This is a genomic window from Micromonospora sp. NPDC006431 (assembly GCF_042870725.1).
In the GTDB taxonomy this organism is placed as follows: domain Bacteria; phylum Actinomycetota; class Actinomycetes; order Mycobacteriales; family Micromonosporaceae; genus Micromonospora.
On sequence record NZ_JBIAHQ010000027.1, the window covers coordinates 33,066 to 44,970 of the forward strand.

Consider the following 11,905-nt stretch of genomic DNA (forward strand, 5'->3'; position numbering starts at 1 on the left):
GTACCACGATCACGGACATGACGAATGCCGACGGCGCCCGAGGACTTGTCGCGCTGCAGCTCGGGGCGGTGTGGGCGCTGGGCGGCCTGCTGCTGCCGGCTGTGGTGCAGGGGTTGGCACCGCTGCTCTTCATCGGTTGGGGCGCGGTGCTGGCCGGCGCGCTGGGCGGCGTGGCCGCCGTCGTCGCGTGTCTGTGGCTGGTCATCAGCCTCACCGGCGCGGTCTCGGTCCTCGGCGGGACCGGGCCACGCCGGGCGTGCTGGGCGCTGCTGGTCTTCGGGGGCGGTGCCGCACTGTGGCGGTTGGGCTGGGCCGTGACCGACGAGGCGCAACTTGGGGTCAGCAACCGTCAGGTCTTGACGGTCGTCCTCGGGGGTGTGCCGTTCGTCCTGATGGCGGGGATGCTGCTGCGCCCACGGCCGCTCCGGCTCGGCGCGGCGGCGGCGCTCGTCGGGGTCGCCGCGCTGGGACTGCTCGCGTTGAAACATCTCGGCCCGGACGAGCTGCCGATGCGCCTGCAATCCGCCGGCCTCGACCGCAGCACGGCCTATGCGGTGGAGATCCCCGGCTACCGCCCGGTCGACGACGCCTACGGCGGTCGGCTCGGCACCGGGGATTTCCTGCCCGCCGACCCGAACGCCGTCCCGCCGCCGCGATACGTCACCATCGTCGCCTATGGACCGTCGGCGTGGCGCGACGGCGAGTGCCAGGTCCCCGTGGATTCGCACCTGTCCACCGCCGACTGCACTCTGGAGTCCGGCGGCCTGGCCTACCTCCACGGGGTGGTGGAGCACGGATACCGGGTCCGCCGCGGTGCGGCGAGCGTCATGGTGGCCGGGTCGCTGGCCGTCGACCGGCAACTCCTGCGCCAGGCCGCCCTGACGGTCCGTCCGGCTACAGCAGCCGAGCGGGCGACGGCAGCTGCGCCCGAGAGGATGTTCGTGGCGGACGTACCGGGCTATCGCGGGCAGCCCATGGGCATTCCTCCCGGCACGATCTATGAGCCGGCCGACCATGCCAGCGGGCCGCAGAGCGTGCTCATCTCGCTCCACGCCGTCCGGGCGGCCAGTGACGAGATCTGCTTCCAGGTCATCTGCCAACCGGAAGGCGACGGACTGACCTACGTCCGGGGTGACGGGACGCAGGGCTACGTGCTGCGGCGCGGAGAGGTCGACGTCCGGGTCACCGGCGGCGTCTCCGTGGACCGCGCGCTGCTGCGCCAGGTCGCGCTGGCCGCCCGTCCCGCCACCGACGCGGAGCTGCTCCGCGCCCTCCCGCCAGCACCCGCCAACGGTCCCCTCGACCGGCTACGCACCTGGCTCCGACAGCACACCTAGGCTTCCGCGCCGCCCTGCCCGCACGTCTGGTCTCAGCAGATGCCGCCGAAGCAGGCGCAACGGCCAACGACACGTGTCAGGATCATCCTCGCGGACGGCATTTGTCTGAGGCCGCCGTCTGCCGGCAGGCGGTCGCGGCCCATCCGGCGCCGGGGCCTGGGTGAGCTGCGGCTGTGGTGGGGGCGGGATGAAGTATCAGGAATTCGTGGCGCGAGTGCGGGAACGGGGCGAGTACGACGACGCCGCGGAGACGCAGCAGGTGATCAGCGTGGTGGTGACCGCCCTCGCGGAACGGCTGACCGCGGACGAGGCGAGACAGCTCGGCTCGCAACTGCCGGACCAGCTGGGCGACTTCCTGGAGACCACGACCGGCGGCGGTCAGCGCGTCGGGGTGGCCGAATTCCTCCAGCGGATCAGCGACGGGACCGGCGCGACCGAGCGGACCGCCGAGTGGGACGCCAGCGCGGTCCTGACGACCATCGCCGACGCGGTGTCCGGCGGGGAGCTCAACGACGTGTTGACCCAGCTGCCGTCCGGTTACGCCACACTGTTCGGCCGGCCCAGCGTGTCCGGCTAGTACTGTCGAGCAGGAACATTGTCCACCCGACGTGCCGGCGGTGCTGCCGGGGTGCCGGTCACGCCGCCGCCTGATGGTCGGTCATCGCCAGGTCGGCCGCGGCCGGCAACAGGTGGCGCACCTCCGGCGCGCCCTCGGCGAGTTCCCGGGCCCGGTCCTCGGCCTGCTGGTCGGCCTCCGTCAACCGGCCACCGTGCTGGCGCAGGTGCTCGTCCCAGGACGGCACCAGATAGACCTCGGTGAGCTGATCCGGGGTTTCCCCGGCGCGAAACAGGCCCCACCGCATCGCCCCGGTGCGCTGCCGGAAGCCGCGGATGTGCTCCATCGCCGCCAGGAACTCAGCCTCCCGCTCCGGCCGGACGGTGTACGTGACCAGCACCAGCACCGGACCGATCCGGGGGTCCGGTTCCAGCACCAGCGACAGCGGCGGCCGGTAGACGGCCGGATCCTTGATCACCCCGCGCAGGTCCGGCAGCGGCCAGATCTGGGAGGTCAACGCGCCGATCAGCATCAGCACGGCGGCGACGTAGAACGCGGTGACCAGCCCACCGAAGTCGGCCACCACGCCCCACACGAACGCGCCGACTGCCTGCCCGCCGCCCTGGACCACCTGGTAGACGGCCAGGCCGCGGGCGCGTACCCAGGCCGGCAGGAACAGCTGGATCTCGGCGTTGACGTTGGCCAGGACGGCCACCCAGGCCACCCCGGCGGGCAGCAGCGCGACCAGCACCACCGGGATGATCCGCACCGACGCCACCACGGCCAGCGTCGCCCCGTACAAGACCCCGGCGACCAGCAGGAACTGGTTGGCGGTCATCCGGGTGCGGATCCACGGCAGCAGCAGGGCGCCCACGATCGCGCCCACCCCGAGCGCGGCCAGCAACAGCCCGTATCCGCTGGAGCCCAGGCCGAGCCGCCGGCTGGCCACCAGCGGCAGCAACGCCCACAGCGCGCTCGCCGGGATCACGAACACCAGCGCACGGCGCAGCAGCCGGCGCACGGTCGGCGAGTGGCGCACGTACCGACCGCCGGCCCGAAGCGCGGCGGTGAACCGCTCGGGCACCTCCACGGCGCGGGCGTCGCCCGGCCGCCACCGGGCCAGCGCCAGCGCGAACACCAGGAACGCCACGGCGTTGAAGCCGAAGACCGGGGCCACGCCCGCCCGGGCGATCAGCACACCGGCCACCGCCGGCCCCACGGCCCGGGCCACGTTGACGCTGATCGAGCCGAGCGCGGAGGCCGACCGCAACTGCTCGCGGGAGACCAGTTCCGGGATCACCGCCGCCCAGGCCGGCAGGGTCAGCGCCTGCCCCACGCCGAAGGCGAACGTGAGCGTGAGCAGCAGCGCCGGCGGCATCCGCCCGGCCGCCGTGAGCAGCGTCAACCCCAGCGCCACCGCGACCATGAAGAGTTGCACGGCGATCAGCAGGTGCCGCCGGTCGAAGGTGTCCGCGAGGGCGCCCGCGGGCAGCGCCAGCAACAGCATCGGCAGCAGGCTGGCGGTCTGCACCAGGGCCACCAGGGTGGAGGCGTCGGACGTGTGGACCAGCAGCCACTGGGCGCCGACCGTCTGCATCCAGGTGCCGATGTTCGCTGCGAGCAGCGCCAGCCACAGGCTGCGGTAGACCGCCGTCCGCAACGGCGCCCACGCCGAGATCTGCGGCTCGGCCGCGGTGGCGTCGTTGGCGGCTACCACCGGCCGTCCGCCCGGAGTACCCGCTCCCCGGAGACGTACAGGTCGTCGGGGGTGAACTGGAGCAGCCGGACCACCTCGGGCGCGACCTGCTCGGGCATGGCGTAGACCTGGTCGAGGAACTCGTCGCCGACCCGCTCCTGCAGCCGGGTGGGCATCGGCCCCGGGTGCAACTGCATGACCTTGATCCGGTTGCTGTGCTGCGCCTCGGCCAGCGACTCGATCAGGCTGGTGCCGTAACTCTTGGTCGCCCGATAGACGGGAATGCCGGGACGGGCCCGGGTCACCGCCATCGCGCCGACGTACACCAGGTTGCCGAAGTCCTGCCGGTGCAGGTGGTGCAGGGCCTCCCGGCACAGGAACGTGGTGCCGAGCACGTTGACCTCGACCGCGCGGCGGATCCGCTGCGGGGACAGTTCCTCCAGGTCACCGCCCGCCCACACCGACGCGCACGCCGCGACGCCGTCGATCACCTCGTACCGGTCGACCGCAGCGGCGAACGCGTCCCGGACCTGCTCGTAGGAGGAGATGTCGCAGACGATCCCGGCGCACTTCAGGTCGTCGGCCACCGCGGCGACCTCGTCGGGCACGTCACCCAGAACGATCACCTGATGCTCCTCGACGAGCAGGCGGGCGACGGCCAGACCGAGTCCACTGGTCCCTCCGGCCACGATGAAGGTTCTGGCGCCCATGCCTCTCCAGTCCGTCGCGACGCGCGAGCGGTGCGCGGTGGGTGACCCGGAGTGCCTTCCCGCTCGGGCCGGTTCCACACCACGCGCGGGCGCAGAGGCGGGCGCTGGACCGGGCGCGGACCCCGGACCAGCACCGCGGCAGGCCTCAGGCCGCTGCCGTCTGGCGGTGCGTACCCTCGGCGAACTCCTCGACCATCTTGTCGCAGAACGCCGGCAGGTCGCCCGGGGCACGGCTGGTGACCAGGCCGTTGTCCACCTGGACCTGCTGGTCGACCCAGTTCCCGCCCGCGTTGACGATGTCGGTGTGCAGGCTGGGGAACGAGGTGACCGTCCGTCCCTTGACCATCCCGGTCTCGACCAGCGACCACGGGCCGTGGCAGATTGCCGCCACCGGCTTGTTCTGCTGGAAGAACGCCTTGACGAAGTTCATCGCCGCCTGGTTCATCCGGAGCCGGTCCGGGTTGACCGCCCCGCCGGGCAGCACCAGGGCGTCGTAGTCGGCGGGATCCGCCTGGCCCACCGTACGGTCCACCCGGTAGCGGTTGGCCGGGTTGATGTCCCGGTTCATGGACTGGATCTCGCCGGACTTGATGGAAATGAGCTGTGCCTCGGCACCCGCCTGCTCCGCGGCGGCCCGGGACTGCGTGTACTCGATCTCCTCAACCCCGTCGGCGGCGAGGAAGGCGACTCGCTTACCGCGCAGCGGCTGCTGGGCGTTGGCCATGATGCAGACTCCCTTCGCGGCGCCGCCCCTGCGGCGGCGCGCTCGTGCCCAGCCGCGTTCCCGAGGCCGGCCTGGGCAAACGGACCCGCAGCGGCGCGGCGCGCGGGACAATCCGGCCCCGCGACTGCCGGTCGTGCGTCGTGGCGAGCGGCGGTCCCCCACGGGCACGGGCCGGCCGGTGGATTCGACCCGGTTCGCGGGTGTGGGAACGGATTTTGCGGGAAAGGCACGCCGGCCAGTACCGGACGCCACGCCGTTCGCCGGCACCAACTACTCGAAGACGGGTGAGCAGGCATGACAGGAAAAACGACCATGGGGGTCCGCTCGGTGACGGACACCCTCGGGATCGAGCGAGCGGCGCAGGACCGCGGATCGGAAGGGCTGGCGCGTCTGCTCGGCTGGTTCAGCCTCGGTCTCGGCGTGACCGCCCTCGCCGGCGGGTCCAGGGTCGCCCAGGCATGCGGCGTCGACGATTCACCCACCGCCCGGATGGTCCTGCGTGCCGCCGGCGCCCGGGAGCTGGGCCACGCCGCCGCGCTGCTGATTCCGCGCCGGGCCGGCCTGGCCGGGTGGACCCGGGTCGCCGGTGACGTGCTGGACCTGGCCGCGACCGGCCAGGCGATGCGTCACCGCCGCGGCGAGCGGCGGCGCCGGCTGACGTACACCATGGCCGCCCTCGCCGGGATCACCGCGGTCGACCTGTACGCCTCGATCCGAGCGACCCAGCGCCGCCGGGTCTACGACGGCGGCCGGGCGTACGGCTCGGTGACGGTCAACCGCACCCCCGAGGAGACCTACAACTTCTGGCACGACTTCGAGAACCTGCCCCGCTTCATGTACCACCTCGAGTCGGTACGCCGGACGGACCCGCGCCGGTCCCGGTGGACCGCGAAGGCCCCCGCCGGCCGGAGTGTGCAGTGGGAGGCCGAGATCATCGAGGACCGGCCCAACCAGCTGATCCGGTGGCGTTCCCTCGACGGCGCGCGGGTGCCGAACGGCGGCAGCGTGCGGTTCATGCCGGCCGCGGGCAACCGGGGCACCGAGGTGCGGGTCGAGCTGGAGTACTCGGTGCCCGGCCGCGCCATGGGCCGGCTGGCGGCGCGCGCGTTCGGCGAGAACCCGCAACAACAGATCTGCGACGACCTACGGCGGTTCAAGCAGGTCATCGAGACCGGTGAGATCGCCCGGTCCGACGGCATGCCGGACGGGACGAGCGTCAAGGCGCAGGCCCGGCAGCGCCCGGCCCGGCCGCTGGCCCGGATCGCGTGAGGGGGGCACGATGAAGGCCAACTGCTGGATCGCTCCGAACCGGGTGGCGGTCGAAGACGTACCCGACCCGCAGATCCTCAACCCGCGCGACGCCGTGGTCCGGGTGACCTCGTCCGCCATCTGCGGCTCCGACCTGCACCTGCTCGACGGGTTCATCCCCGCCATGAAGCGCGGTGACATCCTCGGGCACGAGTTCATGGGCGAGATCGTGGAGCTCGGCCAGAGCGCGCGGGACGGGCTGCGCGTCGGTGACCGGGTGGTCGTCGGCTTCCCCATCGCCTGCGGTGACTGCATCTCCTGCCAGAACGGGCTCTACTCGGTCTGCGAGAACTCCAACCCGAACGCCGCGATCGCGGAGCTGGCGATGGGCCACTCCCCCGCCGGCATCTTCGGCTACTCCCACCTGATGGGCGGGTACGCGGGCGGCCAGGCGCAGTACGTGCGGGTGCCCTACGCCGACGTCGGCGCCCTCAAGATCGAGGATGACCTGCCGGACGAGAAGGTGCTGTTCCTGTCCGACGTGCTGCCCAGCGGTTACATGGCCGCCGAGCAGTGCGACATCAAGCCCGGCGACACCGTCGCCATCTGGGGTGCGGGTCCGATCGGCCAGTTGGCCACCGTCAGCGCCTACCTGCTGGGCGCCGGCCGCGTGATCGTCATCGACCGGTACCCGTACCGGCTGCGGATGGCCCGCGACAAGGCCGGCGCGGAGACGATCAACTACGAGGAGACCGACGTCCTGGACACGCTGCGGGAGATGACCGCCGGCCGGGGCCCGGACGCGTGCATCGACGCGGTCGGGATGGAGGGGCACCACGCGTCGGCGGCGCTGCACGCGTACGACCGGGCGAAGCAGGCGGCCAAGGTGGAGACGGACCGGCCACACGCGCTGCGCGAGGCGATCCTGAGCTGCCGCAACGGCGGCACGATCATGGCCGTCGGCGCGTACGGCGGGTTCATCGACAAGTTCCCGATGGGCTCGTTCATGAACCGCTCGCTGACCATGCGCTCCGGTCAGGCCCACGTGCAGCGCTACATGCGGCCGCTGCTGGAGCGGATCCGCCGGGGCGAGATCGACCCCAGCTTCATCATCACCCACACCCTGCGGCTGCAGGACACGCCCCAGGGTTACGACATCTTCAAGAACAAGCAGGAGGACTGCGTCAAGGTGATCCTGAAGCCCTAGCCGACCGGCCCGGGCCGCGGCCACCGGACGCGGGCGAGCAGATCGACCTCGCACCGCGACGCCGAGGCCGGGGGAACCCCGGGCGGGCGGTGGCTATCTGGGGGCCGCACGCTGCCACCGGCCGGCGGGCCGGGTCCGGTCTGGGAGGGACGCGCCGGGACGGCCGCGGCGTCCCCGCAGCGGCGGCACGTGCCGACCGGTCCGCGCCATGCCGTCCGGCACCGCCGCGGCGACCGGTCGGCGGCCGCTGCCCGGCCCCGGCAGCGCCGCCAGGAGGACGCCGAGCAGTGCCGCGGCGACCAGGCAGTCCAGCCAGTAGTGGTTGCCGGTGGCGACGACCACCGGCAGCGTGGCGAGCGGGTGCGCCAGCCAGAGCCAGCGCAGCCGGCCGGCCGTGACCCTGACCAGCACGAGGGCGACGACCAGCGCCCAGCCGACGTGCAGGGACGGCATGGCGGCGTACTGGTTGCTCACCGTGTCGGCCTCGGGCGCGCCGTAGACCGTGGGCCCGAACCGGCTCGCGGTGTCGACCACGCCGGTCCCGCCGGTCAGCCGCGGCGGAGCCAGCGGGACGAGGAAGTGCAGCACCAGCGCGGCCGCGGTGAGCGTGGCGAGCAGCCGACGGGCCCACCGGTAGTGCGCGGGGTGGCGCACGTACAACCACACCAGGCAGAGGATTGTGGCTGGGAAGTGCACGTAGGCGTAGTACTCGTTGGCCAGCCGCACCAGGAGCTCGTGGGCGAGCAGCGGCTGCTGGAGGGTGGTCTCGCCGGGCAGGTGGAGCAGCCGTTCCCACCGCCAGACCCGTTCCCCGTTGAGCACCGCGGTCGGCGCCCGGCCCGCGGCGGCGACCCGACCGATCTTGTACGCGAGGAACAGCGCGGCGACGAGCGCCAGTTCGCGCGCCGCGCGGCGCAGGGCGTCGTTGCGCCGCCCGTCGGGTCCTGCCGTCGGGGCCGCCTCCGTGGTGTCCACACGTTCTCGATTCGGTCACGGCCGGCAGATGCCGGCCTGGGACGGTTCAGGGCCGCCGCCGGGGACGGCGACGGCCCTGAATCCTTGGGTCAGGTGTCAGCGGCGGGACGGATCGCGGTTCGTCCCGGCGTCGACGGGCACCTGGTCGAAGGCGGGCGCGCCGTCGACCGCGTCGGCCGCGACGGCGGCCGACCGTGCGCTGTCGGGCAGGTCGAGGCTGGACCGCAGGGTGACCGGCTTGAGCAGCAGCGCGGCGAGGATGCCGACGACGGCGATCGCGGCCGAGATGAGGAAGATGTGTCCGGTGGCGTCGCCGTAGGCGGCGCGGACGATGTGCTCCACCGGCGCGGGCAGGGCGCTGAGGTTCAAGCTGCTGCTTCCCCCACCGTCGTTGGTCGGGATGCCCGCGGCGGCCAGGTCGTGGGTGATCCGGTCGGTGACCCGGCGGGCCAGGACGGCGCCGAGCACGGAGACGCCGATGGTGCCACCGAGGGAGCGGAAGAACGCCACGCTGGAGCTGGCCGCGCCGATGTCCTTGAGCGCCACCGTGTTCTGCACGGCGAGCACCAGGTTCTGCATGGTCATGCCGACGCCGGTGCCGACGACGAACATGGCCACGCCGAGCAGTACGAGCGAGGTCTCGTGGTCGATGGTGCCGAGCAGGGCGAAGCCGGCGACCAGGATGATCGACCCGGCGACGATGTACGGCTTGATCCGGCCGGTCTTGGTGATGAGCCGGCCGACGACGATCGACGAGAGCAGGACGCCGGCCATCATCGGGATGGTGAGCAGGCCGGCCTCGGTCGGGCTGTAGCCGCGGCCGATCTGGAAGTATTGGCCGAGGAAGACGGCGCCGCCGAACATGGCCATGCCGACCGCGAGGCTGCCGAGGATGGCCAGGGCGGTGGTGCGTTCCCGGACGATGTCGAGCGGGACGACAGGCTCGGCGGCCCGCGACTCGACCCAGGCGGCCAGGGCGAGCAGGAGCAGCGAGCCGCCGACCATGGTGCCGCTCTGCCAGGAGATCCAGGCGAACGAGCTGTCGACGAACGAGATCCAGATCAGCAGCAGGCTGACCCCGGCGGCGATGAGCGACGCGCCGAGGTAGTCGATCTTGACGTTGTCCCGGCGCACGGTGGGCAGGCGCAGTGTGGCCTGGAGCAGGATCAGCGCGACGACCGCGACGGGTACGCCGACGAAGAAGCACCAGCGCCAGCCGAGCCAGGAGGTGTCCACGATGAGACCGCCGAGCAGCGGGCCACCGACGGTCGCGAGGGCCATCACGCCACCGAGGTAGCCGTTGTACCGGCCGCGCTCGCGCGGCGGGATCATCGCCGCGATGGCGACCTGGACGAGGGCCTGCAGGCCGCCGACGCCGATGCCCTGGAACGCGCGGGCGCCGATGAGCTGGCCGGTGTTCTGCGCGAAGCCGGCGGCCACCGAGCCGGCCAGGAAGACCACGATGGCGGCCTGGATGAGGATCTTCTTGTTGAACAGGTCGGCCAGCTTGCCCCAGATGGGGGTGGTTGCCGTCGCGGTGAGCAGGGTGGCGGTGACCACCCAGGTGTACTGGGTCTGCGTGCCGTTGAGCGCTCCGATGATCTTCGGTAGGGCGGTCGAGACGACCGTGCCGCTGAGCATGGCGACGAAGAGCACCAGCAGCAGACCGCTGAGTGCTTCCAGCGTCTGTCGCTTGCCCATGGGCTCGGCTGCGGTGGGTGCGCTCATGCGGCCACCTCGCTGCGCTCGGCGGCCGCACGAGGCTCCGCCGCACTGCGTTTGATGATTCGCTCGCTGCGCTCGCTCATTGCGCGTCCTCCAGGTTGTTGTGGTGTGCGAGGGCGACCTCGATGTCGCGGGTGAACCGGCCGAGCGCGGCGGACAGCGCCGCCACCTCGCCGGGGGTCCAGTCGGCGAGCGCTCGGTCGAGCACCCCGCCGTACCAGTCGTAGGTGTCGGCCAGGGCCGCGCGGCCGGCCGCGGTGACGGTCAGGTGGCTGGCCCGCCGGTCGCTGGGGTCGGCACGCCGGTCCACCAGGCCGTGCGCGACCAGGGCGGCGACCGCCCGGCTGACGGTCGACGGGTCGAGCCGGGTCCGCTCGGCCAGTTCCCGGGCGTGGCATCCGGTGGCGCAGCGGTCGATGTGCATGAGGAGGCCCACCAGGCCGGGCGGCACGACCGGCCGGTCGTCGGCGCGCTGTTGCTTGAGCAGCCGCACGCCGGTCAGCAGCTCCAGGCGCGTGCCGAGTTCGCGGGTGGCGGGGTCCACAGTTGTCCTCCAGACGGAGTTGGTTGCCTCAAGCAATAATTGGCGAATCTTGCGCAGTAGGCAAGTTTGCTCGTTGAGAAATGGATCACGTAGGCTGGTGTTCATGTCGGAGGGCACCGGGCTGCGGGAACGCAAGAAGGCGGCGACCCGGCTCGCCCTGCACGAGGCGGCGCTGCGCCTCGCCGTGGAGCAGGGACCGGAGCGGGTCACCGTCGAGGCGATCGCGGACGCCGCCAACGTCTCCCGGCGGACCTTCTCCAACTACTTCTCCAGCAAGGAGGAGGCGCTCTTCCACGGCGACACCGTGCGGCTGCGCCGGATGCTGGAGCTGCTGCGCGAGCGGCCCACCGACGAGGCGCCGTGGACCGCGCTGAGCCGGGCCGCCCTGCACCAGGCCGGCGAGATGTTCGAGGACCCCACCGTGTCCTGGCTCACCCGACGCCGCCAACTGCACGGACACCCCGGCCTCCTCGCGCACCAGGTCGCCGCGTACGGGGCGATCGAACGGGAACTGGCGGGTGAGCTGGCCCACCGGCTCACCGGTCCCGACCCGGCCCTGCGCTCCCGGATCCTGGCCGCCGCCTTCCTGGCCACCCTGCGGGTCGCCGTCCAGTACTGGTTCGAACAGCCGGACGGCCCGCTGGTCGACACGCTCCGGGCCACGCTCGCGCTGGCCGCCCCCGCCGCCGCGACCGAGGGCCGCACCAGCACCCACCGCTGACGCCGGAACGCGGACGATGTCGTACGGCGGGGTTACCGTCCGTCCCGTGGTCACAGTCGATGACGTCCGGGCGCTGGCCCGGACGTTGCCCCGCACCAGCGAGCACCTGATCCGCGACCGGATCAAGTTCCGTGTCGGCGCCATCGTCTACGTCGCGTTCTCCCGCGACGAGCGGACGATGGGCTTCGGCTACCCGAAGGAGCAGCGGGACGGCCTCATCGCCGCCGAGCCGGACCTGTTCTTCCTCCCCCGCCCGTCCGACCTGCGGTTCAACTGGGTGTGCTGCCACCTCGAGCGGCTCGACCACGACCAGATGACCGAGCTGGTCACCGAGTCGTGGCGGATGGTGGTGCCGAAGTTCCTCGCCCGGCAGCGGCTGGGCGACTGAGCCCGGCGCCGAGTCGTGCACACCTTCTCGTACCGGCTGTACGGTCTGCGCCGCTACGAGAAGGAGTTGGAAAG

At 72.3% G+C, this 11,905-nt stretch carries 12 protein-coding genes; 6 read left to right on the forward strand and 6 right to left on the reverse strand.

Annotated features, from left to right (window positions below):
• Positions 1-17: 17 nt before the first annotated feature.
• Both ACFYM6_RS31120 and ACFYM6_RS31125 read left to right on the forward strand, forming a co-directional pair.
• Positions 18-1,337 (forward strand): hypothetical protein, encoded by a 1,320-nt coding sequence (locus ACFYM6_RS31120; protein ID WP_387281043.1) that lies wholly within the window; start codon positions 18-20, stop codon positions 1,335-1,337.
• 187 nt (positions 1,338-1,524) lie between these two features.
• A complete protein-coding gene (locus tag ACFYM6_RS31125; protein ID WP_387281044.1) occupies positions 1,525-1,914 on the forward strand; it encodes a DUF2267 domain-containing protein in 390 nt (129 codons plus the stop codon).
• Positions 1,915-1,972: 58 nt separating this feature from the next.
• Here the strand turns inward: ACFYM6_RS31125 and ACFYM6_RS31130 are convergent, their stop codons facing one another.
• From ACFYM6_RS31130 to ACFYM6_RS31140, 3 genes are all read right to left on the reverse strand, one after another.
• Positions 1,973-3,610 (reverse strand): MFS transporter, encoded by a 1,638-nt coding sequence (locus ACFYM6_RS31130; protein WP_387281045.1) that lies wholly within the window; start codon positions 3,608-3,610, stop codon positions 1,973-1,975.
• The gene (locus ACFYM6_RS31135) at positions 3,604-4,299 is read right to left on the reverse strand and encodes an SDR family NAD(P)-dependent oxidoreductase (RefSeq protein WP_387281046.1); all 696 of its coding nucleotides are present in this window, start codon (positions 4,297-4,299) and stop codon (positions 3,604-3,606) included. The genes ACFYM6_RS31130 and ACFYM6_RS31135 overlap by 7 nt, the downstream gene beginning before the upstream one ends.
• Before the next feature lie 145 nt (positions 4,300-4,444).
• Positions 4,445-5,023, reverse strand: coding sequence for a type 1 glutamine amidotransferase domain-containing protein (locus ACFYM6_RS31140; RefSeq protein ID WP_387281047.1), 579 nt, complete (start codon positions 5,021-5,023; stop codon positions 4,445-4,447).
• Between the two features lie 294 nt (positions 5,024-5,317).
• On the opposite strand from ACFYM6_RS31140, the gene ACFYM6_RS31145 reads away from it, so the two are divergent.
• Positions 5,318-6,292 carry an SRPBCC family protein gene (locus ACFYM6_RS31145; RefSeq protein ID WP_387281048.1) on the forward strand — a complete coding sequence of 325 codons (975 nt, stop codon included), beginning with the start codon at positions 5,318-5,320 and terminating at the stop codon, positions 6,290-6,292.
• Between the two features lie 10 nt (positions 6,293-6,302).
• A complete protein-coding gene (locus ACFYM6_RS31150) occupies positions 6,303-7,478 on the forward strand; it encodes a zinc-dependent alcohol dehydrogenase (RefSeq protein WP_387281049.1) in 1,176 nt (391 codons plus the stop codon).
• Positions 7,479-7,571: 93 nt separating this feature from the next.
• Here ACFYM6_RS31150 and ACFYM6_RS31155 read toward each other — a convergent pair whose 3' ends face one another.
• From ACFYM6_RS31155 to ACFYM6_RS31165, 3 genes are all read right to left on the reverse strand, one after another.
• A complete protein-coding gene (locus ACFYM6_RS31155; protein WP_387281050.1) occupies positions 7,572-8,453 on the reverse strand; it encodes a phosphatase PAP2 family protein in 882 nt (293 codons plus the stop codon).
• Positions 8,454-8,549: 96 nt separating this feature from the next.
• Complete coding sequence (locus tag ACFYM6_RS31160; RefSeq protein WP_387281051.1) at positions 8,550-10,181, reverse strand: MDR family MFS transporter; 1,632 nt, start codon at positions 10,179-10,181, stop codon at positions 8,550-8,552.
• 76 nt (positions 10,182-10,257) lie between these two features.
• Positions 10,258-10,722, reverse strand: coding sequence for a MarR family winged helix-turn-helix transcriptional regulator (locus ACFYM6_RS31165; RefSeq protein WP_387281052.1), 465 nt, complete (start codon positions 10,720-10,722; stop codon positions 10,258-10,260).
• Positions 10,723-10,825: 103 nt separating this feature from the next.
• On the opposite strand from ACFYM6_RS31165, the gene ACFYM6_RS31170 reads away from it, so the two are divergent.
• Both ACFYM6_RS31170 and ACFYM6_RS31175 read left to right on the forward strand, forming a co-directional pair.
• Complete coding sequence (locus ACFYM6_RS31170; RefSeq protein ID WP_387281053.1) at positions 10,826-11,443, forward strand: TetR/AcrR family transcriptional regulator; 618 nt, start codon at positions 10,826-10,828, stop codon at positions 11,441-11,443.
• A gap of 46 nt (positions 11,444-11,489) precedes the next feature.
• Positions 11,490-11,831 (forward strand): MmcQ/YjbR family DNA-binding protein, encoded by a 342-nt coding sequence (locus ACFYM6_RS31175; RefSeq protein WP_073836787.1) that lies wholly within the window; start codon positions 11,490-11,492, stop codon positions 11,829-11,831.
• Positions 11,832-11,905: the final 74 nt, after the last annotated feature.